Below are 16,495 nucleotides of genomic sequence, written 5' to 3'. Positions count from 1 at the left end.
ACGCCCATCGAGCCAAGGCCCCTTGATAATGCCCAACCCTGTCGATCCCGTGCCGCCGCTGCCGCGCATTCACGCCCTGGACCCCCAGCAGGCGGAACAAAGCTGGGAAAACGCCCCGCAACTGCTGGCGGCGCTCAATGCCGCACGGCTCGGCGCCTGGAGCTGGGATATCGACAGCGGGCGGATCAGTTGGTCGCGCGGCACCCAGGCGCTATTCGGCTTCGACCCCCGGCAGCCATTGCCCAAGGACCTGGACTACCTCGACCTGCTGGCCGCCGAGGACCGCGGCCGCGTGATCCGGGCGTTTCACGCGGTCCTGGCCGGCGCACCCTTCGAACAAGCCATGCATCACCGCATCCAGTGGCCGGACGGCAGCCTGCACTGGCTGGAAATCAATGGCAGCCTGCTGCCGGATGCGTCCGGGCGCCGGCGCATGATCGGGGTGATCCGCGAAACCACCCAGCAGCGCGAACGCGAACATGCCCTGGGCCACTCCGAAAAACGCTTCGCCACGCTGTTCCACCTGTGCCCGAACATGGTCCTGCTGACCCGCCAGGAAGATGGCCTGATCAGTGAAGCCAACCAGTATTTTGAAAGCCTGTTCGGCTGGCCGGTGGCCGATGCCATTGGCCGCACCACCCTCGACCTGGGGCTGTGGGTCCACCCGGAGCAACGGGCCCTGTTGGTCAGGGCGACCCAGCGCAAGGGCGAGCCCATCACCATGGAGGTGCAATTTCGCGCCAGCAACGGGCAAATCCATGACGGCACCCTCAGCGCACAAAAGGTCGAGCTCGAGGGCCAGGCCTACCTGATCAGCACCTTCCTCGACACCACCGAACGCAAGAACGCCGAGCAGGCCCTCAAGGACAGCCAGGAACGCCTGGATCTGGCCCTGGACTCGGCCCAGTTGGGCACCTGGGACTGGCATATCCCCAGCGGCATGCTCTACGGCTCGGCGCGGGCCGCGCAGTTGCACGGCCTGGATCCGCACCCGTTCCATGAGTCGTTCGACGCGTTTTTTGAAGGCATGCCCGATGAAGAGCGCGCCAGCATGCGCGATGCCTATCGCACCTTGCGTGAGGGGCCGGCGGGCAACTACCAACTGACCTACCGCGTGCAACTGGAAGACGGCAGCTCGCGCTACCTGGAAAGCCGCGCCCGCCTCTACCGTGACGCGCAGGGCACGCCGGTGCGCATGGCCGGCACCTTGCTGGATATCACCGACCAGGTGGAACGCGAACAGCGCCTGAGTGCGTCTGAAGAGAAATTCGCCAGCCTGTTCCTCGCCAGCCCCGACCCGATCTGCGTCACACGCCTGGCCAGCGGCGAGTTCATCGAAATCAACCCCAGTTTCAGCCAGACCTTTGGCTGGGCCGCCGCCGAAGTCATCAACCACACCGCCGAGCAGATCGGCCTGTGGGATCAGCCAACCCAGCGCCTGCAGCGCATCGAGCAGGTGATCCGCGAGCAGGCGCTGAACAACGTGGCGATCATCGTCCACCACAAGAACGGCCAGCGCCTGACCTGCATGATTTCCAGCCGGCTGATCAAGGTCGGCAACCAGCCCTGTGTGGTCACCACCCTGCGCGATATCACCCAGCAACAGCGCTCGGAGGCGGCGCTCAAGGCCAGTGAGGAGAAATTCGCCAAGGCCTTCCATTCCAGCCCCGATGCGGTGTCCATTACCGAGCGCGACACCGGGCGCTATGTGGAGGTCAATGACGGCTTCTGCCGCCTGACCGGCTACCGCGCCGAAGAAGCCATTGGCCTGACCCTGTATCAGATCGGCATCTGGGCCGATGAAAACCAGCGCGCCGCGCTGTTGGCCGAATTGCAGATCAAGGGCCGCATCCACCACCTGGACATGCTCTGGCACAACAAACGTGGCGAGTTGCTGGCGGTAGAAGTGTCGGTCGAGCCGATTACCCTCAATGAAACCCCGTGCCTGCTGCTGACCGCACGGGATGTCAGCCTGCTCAAGAGCGCGCAGGCGCAGATCCGCCACCTGGCCTATCACGACCCGCTGACCAACCTGCCCAATCGCGCCTTGCTGATGGATCGCCTGAGCCAGCAGATCGCCCTGCTTAAACGCCACAACCTGCGGGGTGCGCTGCTGTTTCTGGACCTGGATCACTTCAAGCACATCAACGATTCCCTCGGCCACCCGGTGGGCGACACCGTGCTGAAAATCGTCACTGCGCGCCTGGAGGCCAGCGTGCGCATGGAGGACACCGTGGCGCGCCTGGGAGGGGACGAATTCGTGGTGCTGCTCAGCGGGCTGGAAGGTACTCGGTTAGAGGTCAGCAAGCAGGTGCAGTTGCTGTCCGACACCCTGCGCGAACTGTTGTCCGAGCCGATGTTTCTCGATGGCCAGCGCTTGCAGGTCACCCCCAGCATCGGCGTGGCGCTGATTCCCGACCACGGCTCGACCCCGGCCGACCTGCTCAAGCGCGCGGATATTGCCCTGTACCGGGCCAAGGATTCGGGGCGCAATACCACGCAGATGTTCCATAACAGCATGCAACGCACCGCCAGCGAGCGCCTGCGCATGGAGACAGACCTGCGCCTGGCGTTGTCGCGGGGCGAGTTCAGTGTGCATTACCAACCCCAGGTCGATGCCCGGGGCAATCGCATTGTCGGCGCCGAGGCCCTGGTGCGCTGGCAGCATCCGCAGTTGGGTGCGCAATCGCCGACGGAGTTCATCAAGGTTCTGGAAGACAGCGGGCTGATTCTCGAGGTGGGCACCTGGATCCTCGACGAAGCCTGTGGTGCCTTTGCCCGGCTGATCGCCGAAGGCCTGGTGGAGCCGGACGGCTTCAGCCTGTGCGTGAATATCAGCCCCCGGCAGTTTCGCCAGAACGATTTTGTCGAACGGGTAGAGCGCAGCCTCAAGCAGCATCAACTGCCGTTCACCTTGCTGAAACTGGAAATCACCGAAGGCATCGTGATCCAGAACCTGGACGACACCATCGGCAAAATGCGCCGCCTGAAAAAACTCGGGGTCAGCTTCGCCATGGACGATTTCGGCACCGGTTATTCGTCATTGACCTACCTCAAGCGCCTGCCGGTCGATGCCTTGAAGATCGATCAATCGTTTGTGAGGGACGCCACCCACGACCCGAACGACGCCGAGATCATCCGCGCGATCGTGGCCATGGCGCGCAGCCTGAACCTGGAGGTGATTGCCGAAGGCGTAGAAACGCCCGAGCAACTGGCGTTCCTGCAGGGGCTGGGTTGCCATCTGTATCAGGGTTATTTGCACAGCCGGCCGTTACCCCTGGATGCATTTATAGAGCTGTTACGGCCAGGCGCCGGGACCTGAAGAGCGCTCTGGGTCCCTGCGCCGGGTATCACACTAATTTCAATGCCCGGTGGAAGTGCCCCTGCCAGTGCGAGTTTTCCAGGCTGAGTTTTTGCCCATACAGGTCCAGCTTGCCGTCGATCACCGCCACCGAGTGATAGGTGTTGGCCAAGGTGCCCGTGGTGCCACGAGCCAGTTCTTCAACCGTACTTTCACGGATATAGGCAAACAACCCAAGCCGACGCAATGCGGCGCCGGGGTATTCACCGTCGTTGAGTGTTGCCATGGCAACCTCGTAACTTTGGTTGCCACGCGAATCGTTGTTTTCCACCTGGGCCCGCTTGGCACTCACGGCGTACAAGAAGTTGGCATCGTCCAGCAGCGCCGGATTGCTACCCTTCAAGTTGGAGGCAGCCTTGGCCTGTTTCAGTTCATCGTGGGTCAGGGTCAGCTTGAAGGAATCCCTCATGAGCACTTCATAACCCTCAGCCGTGGCGGTGATCTTTTTAAAGATGCCTTGGGGATTTTGTCCAAACCGCATCATGGCCGCCTTGATCGCTGACACGGTGACACAGTTGCCTTCTGCCCCCTGGTAAAAACCGTTCCAGATATCTGCGGGTTGGGTGCCTATGGGCACACTGGATAATTTCAGGTCAGGTAAATCGACGGTTGCGGGCGATACGCCAGGCACAGTCTGGTCATTGAACAACATATAACCGTAACTTCTATCAACCCGCTGTTTTTGCCCATAATTATGTTGGGTATTGTCCATGACAAACGCGGAGCCAAAATTATGGGTTTCCACCACACCTACGGCGCCGCTGGCGGCCATGTAAGTGGCAGGCACAAACTGGGCAAAACCAATCATCCCCATGCCCCGCAGGCAGTTCTGCATCGTTTCACCCTCAAGGCTCTTGTGCAGGACCTTGTCGAAACTGTCATAGCCACCTGCTTGTTGTTTGCGCTTGGCAAAAGCGGCGAGTACAACGTTGGCGTCGTTGATGGCTGATTGATCGTTGCCGGAAAATCGCGAGGCCTGCGCCGTAAGTTTTAGTTCATCATGGGACACATGAACCTTAAACTCATCTTTCATCGTAATGTCATAACCATCACCAGTCGATTTAATCTCATCAAACATATCGCGGGGGCTTTGACCAAAGGTCATCATCATCATTTTGATAACAGCCGCATGGGTACTATTGTCAAAATGCTCACCGAATCCACGGGGGGTGGCGGTAAAGGCATTCACGATATCTTGGGGCTTCTCCCCGCTACTAGTTGAAAAAACGTCAGCAGAAACAGCATTGACAGGTTTATCACCCAGCCTATAACTGTCAGTAAATGACCGATTGAGCATATTCACATTCATGACAACCTCCTAACCACAGACTTATTAAAAGTATGACAAACAAGACATCGCGCAAACCCGCGCATGCCAAGCATCAGGAAAACCCAAAGTAAAATTAACGTTAAAAACCTGCGCAGGAAAACAACAGCCACTCTTATAATTTAAAACGACAACTACACAACACTACTGATCACCCGATTAACGCCACTGCATCCCCATACCGCGGCGCCCTGCCTTTTCGACCCCATAACTCTTCCTTGCCGTCGATCACTGCGACCGAATGCCGGGCACGGTTGACCATCCCGACCTGGCCGCGGGCCAAGGTATTTACCGGGACATTTTTTATATGCTTCTTTAAGCCCAAGCGCTCGAACCCTTCCCCTGCGCCACGCTCATCTTCACCATCATTGAGACTGCGGATGGCCGCGCTGAAACTTCTCGCCGCTCGACCATCGTTGTTTTCTATCTGCGCACGCTTGGCACTGGCAGCAAACAAAAACTCAGCGTCCTTGAGCATGCCCCTGTCGCGCCCAAAAAAACGTGCGCCCGCTGCCGCCTGTTTCAACTCCTGGCTGGTCAACGTCAAATGAAAACCGTCACGCATCGTCACGTCATAGCCGCGCTCGGTTTTACTGACATTTTTGTAGATATCAGTGGGGCTTTGTCCAAACTTGTGCATGGCGGCCTTGATCGCTGAAACCGTTACGCAATTGCCATCCGGCCCTTGGCGAAAACCACCCCAGATATCATCGCATTTGGCCCCATTACGCTTGGTCGACAAATCCGGAAGAGGCGTCTGGGGCTTTGGCACTAACGGTAAGGGCTTGATTTCAGGCGTGACAGGCGCGGGAACAACCTTGGCTTTATCAAGCTCCTTGCCACCCGACAGCAGCGCTGTAATTTGGCTCATGAACGTACTGAACATTGAAATGATGGTTTGCAAGTCCGCCGCCTGGTTTGCCCCACAGCCGTCCAGTTCAGCGACATGCCTGGGCGAGTGCTGATGGGAAAACCTGCTGACAGCCGAGCCCTGTAGCGAGGGACTAGCGGTCTCAATACTAAAAGCTCCTGCCAAGTACCCGGAACCATTACACATGACGCTGGAAGCACGGTTAACGCTTGAAACAGACATGTTTTTTCTCGCACAAAGTGCCCCTCCGGCCGATCGCTGACCGGAGAAGCAACTGATTGAAGTTAGAGGTCTATTGGCCCAAGAGGCGCGTTAAAACCGGCGATAGGGACGCGCCGACCACCCCATTTCATCAGGGCGGCATTCCGGCCCCGCAGCGGTCACATCCGGCTCAGGCCCAGGCTTATCCGGTAGCACTTCAGGGTTTGGCAGCGGGGATACCTCAGGCTTTACGCGACTGTCATTCGGGACTGCCGGTTCAGGCACCGCGTCGGGTGTCACCGCTGCAACACGGTTGGGCACCAAGCCCGGCCTCGCCCGACCATCACTCCCAGGCACCTGGGTATCAGGCGTCACCTTCGCATCGTTACCGGGCACTACCGTTGGCTTGGACTGCGGGCCAGGCCTCACCTTGGCGTCGTGGCGTATCACCACACCTGGCTCGGGTTCGAAACGAGGCGTCACTGTGACGCCGCCGCGCGGGCTGGGTGGCTGGTGAGTCGATGGGCAGTGGCAGTTGTTCACATTCACGTTCACCTGCACATGGTTGTCCGACGACACCTTGGCCTGCGTTTCTGGAGTCCCTGGCATAACCTTGACCTGCGGCAGCACCACAGGTTGTTTGCCGCCATCCAACAGTACCTTGACTTCTTTGCCGGGAGTCGCGGGCTTGGTGTCCGTGTCCAGTTTTTGCTCGGGCTTCTTATCGGTATCAACCAGGACCTTGGCGTCCTTGCCCGCAGGCACGGGCTTGCTTTCGGCGTCCGGTTTTAGCTCGGGTTTCTTGTCGCTATCAACCAGGACCTTGGCGTCCTTGCCCGCAGGTACGGGCTTGCTTTCGGCGTCCGGTTTTAGCTCGGGTTTCTTGTCGCTATCAACCAGGACCTTGGCGTCCTTGCCCGCAGGCACGGGATTGCTCTCGGCGTCCGGTTTTAACTGGGGCTTCTTGTCTGTATCAAGCAGTAGTTTGGTGTCGTTGCTCGCAATCGCAGGCTTGCTCTCAGTGTCGGGTTTCTTCTCGGCTAGCTTGTCCGCATCGAGCTGCTTTTTTAAAGCCTGGCCTGAAATCAACAGTTTGCCGGTGGTCTGCGGTGTTTGCGTAGTAGGTTTGTCTCCACCCACCTGTGCCTTTGCATCCTTAGTGGTAATGGCGGCTCTGTCCCCAAGAGCGGGTTTGGTTTCAGACGGTTTATCCGCCGTGGGCAAGGCCTCGGAAGGATGCTTTTTACCCGACAACACATCTCGCATTGCCTTGAAGAGCAGTTCGAACATATCCAGCAGCTTTGCAAGAGCATCCGTACTGACAGTTGTATTTTCCCGCCCAACTTCAACATGCCGAGTGTGTTCCGGCACTACGCTCGACTTAGTATTTAACAACTTACTCACATCACCACTTCCAGGCGGCGCGACCAGATCAAGCTGATGATTAGCAACATTGACGCTCGGAGGATTATTAACAGACAGATAAGACATTATTCATCCCTCTTTCAGAAAAGCACCAGGACGTTCAGACGCCCATGACAAACACTGTTTTTTTATGACTTGAAACGGCAGCGACCGTATCGAAGTCACTGGATTCGTGGGGAAATAAGCGTTCTGGTTCCAGATATCGCGGAAAACATAAGGACACTAAAAGGTAACTTAGGACTTTTACCCATGGACTTCTGCCGAAAACCTGCTTTTCTACGGCTTGTGCCTGATAAAAATACGTCATACCCGTTAATAAACTGCTGCGAGGAAAAAAACCGTTATGATTCACCGAGTGTGCATGACAGCGCCCATGATATTTCCCGCGCGACTAAGACTGCTGCCATGCCTCCAAACAAAGAAACATTCTAACTATGCAAACACGCACCCAACCAAGAAAGTTACACACACTTGCTAGCAAACAAATAAAACAACACACCCTCAACTAAACAAAACTTCCCTCGCTATCGATTAAAACACCTGCAACCTCCTTCAAGACCCTAAACAAAAAAAGGGCGCCAGAGGCGCCCTTTTTGCAGATGATGAAAGATTTAAAAATATGCGCTTAGTGTTGCAGCGCCGGCTTCTGCGCCCCATTGATCGGGATACGCTTGGCCTTTGCTTCTTCCGGCACGACCCGCAACAGATCGATGCTCAGCAAACCGTTACTCAGGTCCGCAGCCTTGATCTCGATATGGTCCGCCAAGCGGAATGACAGCTTGAAGGCCCGCTGGGCAATGCCTTGATGCAGATAGGTGACGCTCTCAGCCTTGGTGTCGCGCTTGCCGCCGCTGACGGTCAACACGCCCTTCTCCACCTGCAACTCCAGATCGTCTTCCTGGAAACCGGCGGCCGCGATCACAATGCGGTATTGGTCTTCGCCATGTTTCTCGACGTTATAAGGTGGGTAGCTGCTGCCCGGCTCATTGCGCAATGCGGTCTCGAACAGGTCGTTGAAACGGTCGAAACCCACGGAAGAGCGGAACAACGGCGCCAGGGAAAATGCGGTACTCATAGGTCAAATCTCCTGAAATATCAGCAAGGTTCTTTATCTCCACGACCCGAGTTCGGCATCGTGTAATCCCTAGATAAGGACCACCCATTACATTTCAAGAGAGGCTGTAAGAAAAATTTCAGGCCGCTTGCGGGTGAGGCATACCGAGCAAACGACTGACCTGCAGCAGATCGGTTTCCCGGCGCAGCGCGGTAAACAGCTCCACGGCTTGCGGGTAATTGCGCGTCAGCATCGCCAGCCACTGCTTCAAGCGGCCAGGAGCCTGGCGCTCAGTCAGTTGCGCTACAGACTGCGTCCAGAACTCCCGGAGCATGGGCTGCATCTCCTCCCAAGTCATCTCTACCACCTCTTCACCTGCACGCGCGGCGGCGATTTGCCGGGCCAGGTCGGGACGCGCTACCAGGCCGCGGCCGAGCATGATGTCTTCGACCCCACTGATCTCGCGGCAGCGCCGCCAGTCCTCGACGCTCCAGATATCACCGTTGGCAAATACCGGCACCTTGACCACGTCCTGCACGCGCGGGATCCATTCCCAATGGGCGGGGGGCTTGTAGCCATCGGCTTTGGTCCGCGCATGCACCACGATGTGCGCCGCGCCACCTTCGGCCAGGGCCGTGGCGCACACCAGCGCGCCATCCGGGCTGTCGAAGCCCAGGCGCATCTTGGCGGTCACCGGGATATGCGCCGGCACCGCACGACGCACGTGCTCGACGATCTGGTTGAGCAGCTCCGGCTCCTTGAGCAGCACCGCACCGCCACGGGATTTGTTGACGGTCTTGGCCGGGCAGCCGAAGTTCAGGTCGATTACCTGCGAACCCAGCTCGCAGGCCAGCGCGGCGTTTTCCGCCAGGCACACGGGGTCGGAACCAAGCAACTGCACGCGCAACGGCACGCCCGCAGCGGTCTTGGCGCCGTGCAGCAGTTCAGGGGCAAGCTTGTGGAAATAGGCCGGGGTCAGCAGGCGGTCGTTGACCCGGATAAATTCGGTCACGCACCAATCGATACCGCCCACCTGGGTCAGCACGTCCCGCAGGATGTTGTCGACCAACCCCTCCATGGGCGCCAAGGCAATTTGCATGGAAAACACTCAACGAAAAACGTGGCGCAGTTTACTGGGTTTCCCACAGTAACCGTTAACCCCCTTGTCAGATGTGCAACGCCACGCCATAGCCCTCGATAAACTCCGCCGGCATGCGCTTGGGCTTGCCGCTGGAGAGTTCGATACAGACAAAGGTGGTTTGTGCACGCAGCAAGGTGGTGCCATCGCTGGGGCGTATCAGTTGGAAGCGCCGGGTCATTTTCAGGCGCTGCTCCCAATCGACGATCCAGGTCGCCAATTGCAACTCATCACCTTCGTAGCCCGCCGCCAGGTAATCGATTTCATGGCGCACTACCGCCATGGCCCGATCCAGGCGCCGGTACTCGCTGAGGTCCAGGCCCAGGCGCTGGGAATGGCGCCAGGCGCAACGCTCCAGCCAGGATACGTAGACGGCATTATTGGCATGCCCCAGGCCGTCGATATCCTCAGGGGCCACCTGCAGATCGATGATAAACGGCTTTGCCAAGTCCCAGCCCATGCCCTGCTCCCGGTCGATTAATGTCGGCGGCGAGCAGTGTAACCCATCGTTCGGCTCTAGCGGTTTGCCGCGCTGGTTCACGACAGCCGGCCAGTAGCGCCAGTACGCCTTCGACCACCCGGGGATCGGCCAGGACTTTCTGGTGCCCGCCTTGCTCCAGGCGTAACAGGCGGCTGTCGAACCAGGCCTCGTGGATCATCTGCGAAGCCTTGACCGGGACGAAGGTATCGTCTTCGGCATGCACGATCAGGCCCGGGATGTTCATTTGATAGTGCGCCACATCCAGGTGCTTGAGCGGGATGCCCAGGGAGTACTCGACCTCCTGGATAAACGCCGCCCGTGCCCGCGCCGGCATGCCGACCACTCCGGCAAAGCCGCGCAATACATCGAGCAAGCGGGAAGGCGCGGCAATGCTCACCAACGCATTGGTGCGCAGGCCCAACTGGATGGCCAGCATCGCACTGGCGCCGCCCATGGAGTGGCCGACCACCGCGTGCAACGGCGGCAACTCAGCGGCAGCCTCCAGCATCGCCCGGGCAAACAGCACCACGTGGGCCTCGCGGCCCGGCGAGCGGCCATGGGCCGGACCGTCGAGGGCAATCACCGAGTAGCCGGCACCCACCAATGCGTTGATCAGGCTGGCGAACTGGGTCGGGCGCCCTTCCCAGCCATGCATCATCAGCACCGCCGGGCCCTGGCCCCAGCGCAGGGCCGACAGGCCAAAGCGCAAGGTGATGCGCTCGGCCTGCGCCAGCAGCGGCAATTCCCAATCACGCGGCGGCAGATCCCGCGGCGTCATGAAAGCGCGACGCATCTGGTTGGCGATGGTCTGCGGCGCCAGCCTGCCCACGGTGCCGTTGACACGACGAATCCAGCTCAAGGTGCTCATCCATTCACTCCCCAGGCCCGCAAGCCTTGTTCAGCGCACTGCCGACTTGGAGGCGCGTAATACACGGTCCGACAATTCGCCAGGCCCCAGCGCCCGGGCCAATGCCAGGCCACCAATCATCAAGGCCATGTCGGCCAGGGCCTTATCGGTGTCTTCCGGGCTGGCAGCCAGTTGTGCGGCCATCAGTTCGACGTGCCGGTTCAATACATCGCGAAATTCATCTGGCAGGCGGCTCATCTCGCCGACCGTGGCCGGGATCGGACAGGCCTGAGCGGTGGAATCACGGTGCTTGCGCGACAGGTAGAACGCCGCCACCAGGGCTCGGCGCTCTTCGCCTGTCAGGCTGGGGTCCATATCGTCGATAGAGGCCCGACGCGTGGCCAATAGCTGCTCGAACGCCTCCAGCATCAAGGCGTCCTTGCTTTCAAAGTGGGCGTAGAAGCCACCAACGGTCAGCCCCGCCGCCCCCATGACTTCACCCACACTCGGTTCGGCCGGGCCACGCTGGATCAGCGCGGAGCTGGCGGCCTGCAAAATACGTTCACGGGTTTGCGCTTTCTTATCGCTCATGACGGCCTCCGAATATTACGATTAAAATATTATCTTCATAATAATTTTTAGCAAGCGCTGAATTCGACCGTTGGTCAGAAGAAGTTTTTTGAAAGAGGGAGGGAGAAAACCCAAACGCCAGACAAACAAAAGGGCCATTCAATAATTGAATGACCCTTAAAAATCCCGCAGAGCGGGTAATCGTGGCGTCCCCTAGGGGACTCGAACCCCTGTTACCGCCGTGAAAGGGCGGTGTCCTAGGCCACTAGACGAAGGGGACACAAACCTTCTATACAACTGATCAGGCTGAACCTGATCGATCCAAGGACGGTGTGGCCGGAACCTTGAACCTGTAAATTGGTGGAGCTAAACGGGATCGAACCGTTGACCTCTTGCATGCCATGCAAGCGCTCTCCCAGCTGAGCTATAGCCCCGATTTTTCGCCTGGCGGCGCAGCAGACCTTGCGAGCTGCTTGTTGAAACTGGCGTCCCCTAGGGGACTCGAACCCCTGTTACCGCCGTGAAAGGGCGGTGTCCTAGGCCACTAGACGAAGGGGACAAAACCTTCTGTACAACATGATCAAGCTGGGCCTGATCGATTCAAGGACGGTGTGGCCAGACCTTGAACCTGTAAATTGGTGGAGCTAAACGGGATCGAACCGTTGACCTCTTGCATGCCATGCAAGCGCTCTCCCAGCTGAGCTATAGCCCCTCATCGGTGAGGACGGGGCGAATCTTAATGGCGCTTTGAAAGGCTGTCAAATTTATTTTCAACAATTTCCAAAGTTTTTTGCCGGGATAACAATCACTTACCGTCAAAACCCCGCAAAGCCGGGGTTTTGCCCTCACCAACGCTTAACTAGGCGATAGCAGCCAGCAGCTTTTCCCATTCCTTGTTTTCTTTCTTTGATACACCGCCAAGCAAATCAAGGGCTTGGCGCAGACGGAAACGGGTCAGGTCCGGACCGAGGATTTCCATCGCATCGAGTACCGACACCGAGCTGGCTTGCCCGGTAATCGCGGCAAACATCAGCGGCATGGCATCGCGCAGCTTCAGTTCCAGGGATTCGACCACGGCCTGGATGGTCGCGGTGATGGCCTCTTTTTCCCACTGGCGCAGGCTTTCGAGTTTCCACAGGATCAACTGCATCAACTGGCGAACCTGGTCAGCCGAGAGTTTTTTCGACTCGAACAGCTTGGCATCCGGGTTCACGCCACCGGCAAAGAAGAAGCTGGCCAGCGGGGCGACCTGGCTGAAAGTCTCCACCCTGCCCTGCACCAGCGGTGCGATCTTCATCATGTACTCGGGGTTCAACGCCCACTGCTGCACACGGCTGGCGAACTCTTCCACCGGCAGGTCACGCAGCCATTGGCCATTGAGCCACGACAGCTTCTCGATATCGAAGATCGGCCCACCCAGCGAGACGCGGGACAAGTCGAAGTTATCGACCATCTCCTGCAGCGAGAACTTCTCGCGCTCGTCCGGCATCGACCAGCCCATGCGGCCCAGGTAGTTGAGCATCGCTTCAGGCATGAAGCCCATACGCTCGTAGAAGGTCACCGAAGTCGGGTTCTTGCGTTTGGACAGCTTGCTCTTGTCCGGGTTACGCAGCAGCGGCATGTAGCACAGCTGCGGCTGTTCCCAGCCGAAATATTCGTAAAGCAGGATCAGCTTGGGTGCCGACGGCAACCATTCTTCACCACGCAACACGTGGGTGATGCCCATCAAGTGGTCGTCAACCACGTTGGCCAGGAAGTACGTCGGCAGGCCGTCGGTCTTCATCAGCACTTGCATGTCCATGCGGTCCCACGGGATCTCCACGTCGCCACGCAACATGTCTGGCACCACGCACACGCCTTCGCTCGGCACTTTCATACGGATCACGTGCGGCTCACCGGCGGCCAGGCGCGTGGCCACTTCTTCCTTGGACAGCAGCAGCGCGCGGCCGTCGTAGCGCGGGGTTTCGCCGCGGGCCTGTTGCTCGGCGCGCATCTGGTCCAGTTCTTCGGCAGTGCAGAAACACGGGAAGGCGTGGCCCATATCGACCAGTTGCTGGGTGTATTGCTTATAGATGTCGCTGCGCTCGCTCTGGCGATACGGGCCGTGCGGGCCGCCGACATCCGGGCCTTCAGCCCAGGTGATGCCCAACCAGCGCAGGGCATCGAAAATCTGCTGTTCCGACTCGCGGGTCGAACGCACCTGGTCCGTGTCTTCGATCCGCAGGATGAATTCACCGCCGTGCTGCTTGGCAAAGCAGTAGTTGAACAAGGCGATGTAGGCAGTACCGACGTGGGGATCCCCAGTAGGCGATGGCGCGATGCGCGTGCGGACGGTGGTCATGGCGGGTCTCGAATGGGCAATAAAGCTGAAAATAAAACAAGGGGCGAATGGTAACAGCCCCAAGCCCCCTGGCTCCAGCGTAGGCCGATCAACAAAGGGCATATAAGCCAAGGTTGGGGCTGGAACCTCGACATGGCTATTTGCCAAATCGTTAGCTGGCTATATTCCATTACCTTTTGTAACTGACACTGCGCCGCCATGCCTGCCCAACTCAAACGCCGCCTGTTTATCTTCCTGTTTATCGTCGCCCTGGTCGCCGCGGGCTTCTTTGCCCATTGGTTCTTCAAGGGACGTTTTTATGAAAGTACCGATAACGCCTACGTGCAGGGCGAGATCACCCGGGTCTCCAGCCAGCTTGGCGCGCGCATCGCCGAGGTCAAGGTGGGCGATAACCAGCACGTAGAAAAAGGCCAGTTGCTGGTCATCCTGGAGCAGGACGACTTCCTGCTGGCCATCGACCGCGCCAACGCCGCCCTCGCCACCCGCGAAGCCGAGCGCTTGCAGGCCACGAGCAAGCTAACCCAACAAGCCAGCCTGATCGCGGCCGCCGATGCCCAGGTGGCGTCCAGCCAGGCGACCCTGGGCCGCGCGCAGATCGACTTGTCCCGCGCGCAAACCCTGCGCAAGCCCGGCTATGTCTCGGAAGAGCGCGTCACCACCCTGTCTGCTGACAACCACATCGCCCGCTCCCAGGTCGCCAAGGCCCAGGCTGACTCCCAAGGCCAGCGCCAGCAAGTCAGCGCCCTGAACGCCGAGATCAAGCGCCTCGACGCGCAGATCGCCAATGCCCGCGCCGACATCGCCCAGGCCGAACTGAACCTGACCCGCAGCGAAATCCACGCGCCCATCAGCGGCCTGGTTGGCCAGCGCGCAGCGCGCAACGGCCAGTATGTGCAGGCCGGCGCGTACCTGCTGTCCATCGTTCCCGACCAGGACATCTGGATCCAGGCCAACTTCAAGGAAACCCAGATCGGCCATATGGCCCCTGGGCAGACGGCCGAGTTGACCTTCGATGCCTACGGCGATACCCCCATCGAGGCGCGGGTCGACAGCCTGTTCGCCGCCTCCGGCGCGCAGTTCAGCCTGCTGCCGCCAGACAATGCCACCGGCAACTTCACCAAAGTCGTACAACGAATCCCGGTAAAACTCACCTTTGCCGCCGACAACCCACTGCACGGCAAGATCCGCCCTGGCATGTCGGTGACCGTCAAAGTGAAGATCCAAGACCCTGACCATGGCCGGTGATCAACTGCTGCGCCCGGTCGGCGAACCGACCCGGCGCGACTGGATCGCGGTAATGAGCGTCATGCTCGGCGCCTTCATGGCGGTGCTCGACATCCAGATCACCAACTCCTCGCTCAAGGACATCCAGGGCGCGCTGTCGGCCACCCTGGAAGAAGGCTCGTGGATTTCCACCTCCTACCTTGTAGCCGAAATCATCATGATCCCCCTCACCGCCTGGCTGGTGCAGTTGCTCTCGGCACGGCGCCTGGCGGTGTGGGTCTCGGTGGGGTTCCTCATCGCTTCGCTGATGTGTTCCATGGCCTGGAGCCTAGAAAGCATGATCGTGTTCCGCGCCCTGCAAGGCTTTACCGGCGGTGCGCTGATCCCGCTGGCCTTCACCCTGACCCTGATCAAGCTGCCCGAACACCATCGCGCCAAGGGCATGGCGATGTTCGCCATGACGGCCACCTTTGCCCCCTCCATCGGCCCGACCATTGGCGGCTGGCTCACGGAAAACTGGGGCTGGGAATACATCTTCTATATCAACGTACCGCCAGGGCTGCTGATGATCGCCGGCCTGCTGTATGGCCTGGAGAAAAAGGCCGCGCACTGGGAATTGCTCAAAAGCACCGACTACATGGGCATCCTGACCCTGGCCGTGGGCCTGGGTTGTTTGCAGGTATTTCTTGAAGAGGGGCATCGCAAGGACTGGCTGGAATCGAGCCTGATCGTCAGCCTGGGCAGCATTGCCCTGTTGAGCCTGATCACCTTCGTCATCGTGCAGTTGTCCAAGCCCAACCCGCTGATCAACCTGGGCATCCTCGCCAACCGCAACTTTGGGCTTTCAAGCATTTCCAGCCTGGGCATGGGCGTGGGGCTGTATGGCTCGATCTACCTGCTGCCGCTGTACCTGGCGCAGATCCAGAACTACAACGCCCTGCAAATCGGCGAAGTGATCATGTGGATGGGGGTGCCGCAGTTGTTCCTGATCCCGCTGGTGCCGAAACTGATGAAATACGTGTCGCCGAAGTGGCTTTGCGCGGTGGGATTTGGCCTGTTTGGCTTTGCGAGTTTTTCCTCGGGCGTGCTCAACCCGGACTTTGCCGGCAGCCAGTTCAACCAGATCCAGATCATCCGTGCCCTCGGCCAGCCGCTGATCATGGTCACCATTTCGCTGATCGCCACCGCTTACATCCTGCCCCAGGACGCGGGCTCGGCGTCGAGCCTGTTCAATATCCTGCGTAACCTGGGCGGCGCCATCGGTATTGCGCTGCTGGCGACGTTACTGGATGCGCGGACCAAGACCTATTTTGACTACCTACGCGAAGCCATTGTGCCGACCAACCCGCAGGTGGCCGAGCGCATGGCGATGCTGACCCAGAAGTTTGGCAATGAGACGGCAGCGCTGGGCAAGCTCAGTGAGATTGCGCATCAACAGGCGCAGATCATGGCCTACAACGATGCGTTTCACTTCGTGGGGTTGGCGTTGGCGGTGAGCATGCTGGCGATCTTTTTGACCAGGGCGTTGCCGGCGGGGCTCAAGGCTGGGGAAGCCCACTAGACCGAGTTGCCCCTATCGCGAGCAAGCTCGCTCCCACATTCGACTGCATTCCAAAGGTGGAACTCGATCAAATGTGGCAGCTGGCTTGCCTGCG

The 16,495-nt window shown here is 59.2% G+C and carries 12 protein-coding genes and 4 tRNA genes; 3 read left to right on the top strand and 13 right to left on the bottom strand.

Annotation, left to right across the window (positions count from 1 at the left end):
• Nucleotides 1-28: 28 nt before the first annotated feature.
• A complete protein-coding gene (locus HBO19_RS15290; RefSeq protein WP_169953448.1) occupies nt 29-3,322 on the top strand; it encodes an EAL domain-containing protein in 3,294 nt (1,097 codons plus the stop codon).
• Nucleotides 3,323-3,350: 28 nt separating this feature from the next.
• On the opposite strand, the gene HBO19_RS15285 is transcribed toward HBO19_RS15290, so the two are convergent.
• From HBO19_RS15285 to gltX, 13 genes are all read right to left on the bottom strand, one after another.
• Complete coding sequence (locus HBO19_RS15285) at nt 3,351-4,670, bottom strand: hypothetical protein (RefSeq protein WP_262386272.1); 1,320 nt, start codon at nt 4,668-4,670, stop codon at nt 3,351-3,353.
• 169 nt (nt 4,671-4,839) lie between these two features.
• Nucleotides 4,840-5,592, bottom strand: coding sequence for a hypothetical protein (locus HBO19_RS15280; RefSeq protein ID WP_346266497.1), 753 nt, complete (start codon nt 5,590-5,592; stop codon nt 4,840-4,842).
• 279 nt (nt 5,593-5,871) lie between these two features.
• Nucleotides 5,872-7,251 carry a hypothetical protein gene (locus HBO19_RS15275; protein WP_170057804.1) on the bottom strand — a complete coding sequence of 460 codons (1,380 nt, stop codon included), beginning with the start codon at nt 7,249-7,251 and terminating at the stop codon, nt 5,872-5,874.
• Between the two features lie 559 nt (nt 7,252-7,810).
• Entirely contained in the window at nt 7,811-8,260 is a 450-nt protein-coding gene (locus HBO19_RS15270) for an Hsp20 family protein (RefSeq protein ID WP_170043442.1), read from the bottom strand.
• Nucleotides 8,261-8,378: 118 nt separating this feature from the next.
• Nucleotides 8,379-9,338: a tRNA-dihydrouridine synthase gene (locus HBO19_RS15265; RefSeq protein ID WP_169953442.1), complete on the bottom strand. Its 960-nt coding sequence runs from the start codon at nt 9,336-9,338 to the stop codon at nt 8,379-8,381.
• A gap of 67 nt (nt 9,339-9,405) precedes the next feature.
• Complete coding sequence (locus tag HBO19_RS15260; protein WP_170057803.1) at nt 9,406-9,837, bottom strand: thioesterase family protein; 432 nt, start codon at nt 9,835-9,837, stop codon at nt 9,406-9,408.
• Nucleotides 9,785-10,726 carry an alpha/beta fold hydrolase gene (locus HBO19_RS15255; RefSeq protein WP_170057802.1) on the bottom strand — a complete coding sequence of 314 codons (942 nt, stop codon included), beginning with the start codon at nt 10,724-10,726 and terminating at the stop codon, nt 9,785-9,787. The genes HBO19_RS15260 and HBO19_RS15255 overlap by 53 nt, the downstream gene beginning before the upstream one ends.
• A gap of 30 nt (nt 10,727-10,756) precedes the next feature.
• A complete protein-coding gene (locus tag HBO19_RS15250; protein WP_169953437.1) occupies nt 10,757-11,296 on the bottom strand; it encodes a TetR/AcrR family transcriptional regulator in 540 nt (179 codons plus the stop codon).
• Between the two features lie 183 nt (nt 11,297-11,479).
• Nucleotides 11,480-11,555: transfer RNA gene (locus tag HBO19_RS15245), tRNA-Glu, on the bottom strand.
• Nucleotides 11,556-11,633: 78 nt separating this feature from the next.
• Nucleotides 11,634-11,709, bottom strand: a tRNA-Ala gene (locus HBO19_RS15240).
• 49 nt (nt 11,710-11,758) lie between these two features.
• Nucleotides 11,759-11,834 (bottom strand) — tRNA-Glu (locus HBO19_RS15235).
• Nucleotides 11,835-11,911: 77 nt separating this feature from the next.
• Nucleotides 11,912-11,987 (bottom strand) — tRNA-Ala (locus tag HBO19_RS15230).
• 147 nt (nt 11,988-12,134) lie between these two features.
• A complete protein-coding gene (gltX, locus tag HBO19_RS15225; RefSeq protein WP_170057801.1) occupies nt 12,135-13,616 on the bottom strand; it encodes a glutamate--tRNA ligase in 1,482 nt (493 codons plus the stop codon).
• A 198-nt stretch (nt 13,617-13,814) separates the two neighbouring features.
• Between gltX and HBO19_RS15220 the strand changes: the two genes are divergently transcribed.
• Nucleotides 13,815-14,861 carry an HlyD family secretion protein gene (locus tag HBO19_RS15220; RefSeq protein ID WP_169953433.1) on the top strand — a complete coding sequence of 349 codons (1,047 nt, stop codon included), beginning with the start codon at nt 13,815-13,817 and terminating at the stop codon, nt 14,859-14,861.
• On the top strand, nt 14,851-16,401 hold the full coding sequence (locus tag HBO19_RS15215; RefSeq protein WP_170057800.1) for an MDR family MFS transporter: 1,551 nt from the start codon (nt 14,851-14,853) through the stop codon (nt 16,399-16,401). Before HBO19_RS15220 ends, HBO19_RS15215 begins: the two co-directional genes overlap by 11 nt.
• The last annotated feature ends 94 nt before the right edge of the window (nt 16,402-16,495 follow it).

The organism is Pseudomonas sp. WS 5021, assembly GCF_012985535.1.
Taxonomy (GTDB): Bacteria; Pseudomonadota; Gammaproteobacteria; order Pseudomonadales; family Pseudomonadaceae; genus Aquipseudomonas.
The sequence above is the reverse complement of the archived record's forward strand: the minus strand, read 5'-3'. Positions and strand labels throughout refer to the sequence as shown.

What these genes read in the sequence shown, in the direction of transcription:
- HBO19_RS15270 (WP_170043442.1), bottom strand. Translation starts at nt 8,260, where the DNA reads ATGAGTACCGCATTTTCCCTGGCGCCGTTGTTCCGCTCTTCCGTGGGT.
- HBO19_RS15255 (WP_170057802.1), bottom strand. Translation starts at nt 10,726, where the DNA reads ATGAGCACCTTGAGCTGGATTCGTCGTGTCAACGGCACCGTGGGCAGG.
- HBO19_RS15220 (WP_169953433.1), top strand. Translation starts at nt 13,815, where the DNA reads ATGCCTGCCCAACTCAAACGCCGCCTGTTTATCTTCCTGTTTATCGTC.
- HBO19_RS15275 (WP_170057804.1), bottom strand. Translation starts at nt 7,251, where the DNA reads ATGTCTTATCTGTCTGTTAATAATCCTCCGAGCGTCAATGTTGCTAAT.
- HBO19_RS15215 (WP_170057800.1), top strand. Translation starts at nt 14,851, where the DNA reads ATGGCCGGTGATCAACTGCTGCGCCCGGTCGGCGAACCGACCCGGCGC.
- HBO19_RS15250 (WP_169953437.1), bottom strand. Translation starts at nt 11,296, where the DNA reads ATGAGCGATAAGAAAGCGCAAACCCGTGAACGTATTTTGCAGGCCGCC.
- gltX (WP_170057801.1), bottom strand. Translation starts at nt 13,616, where the DNA reads ATGACCACCGTCCGCACGCGCATCGCGCCATCGCCTACTGGGGATCCC.
- HBO19_RS15265 (WP_169953442.1), bottom strand. Translation starts at nt 9,338, where the DNA reads ATGCAAATTGCCTTGGCGCCCATGGAGGGGTTGGTCGACAACATCCTG.
- HBO19_RS15290 (WP_169953448.1), top strand. Translation starts at nt 29, where the DNA reads ATGCCCAACCCTGTCGATCCCGTGCCGCCGCTGCCGCGCATTCACGCC.
- HBO19_RS15260 (WP_170057803.1), bottom strand. Translation starts at nt 9,837, where the DNA reads ATGGGCTGGGACTTGGCAAAGCCGTTTATCATCGATCTGCAGGTGGCC.
- HBO19_RS15285 (WP_262386272.1), bottom strand. Translation starts at nt 4,670, where the DNA reads ATGAATGTGAATATGCTCAATCGGTCATTTACTGACAGTTATAGGCTG.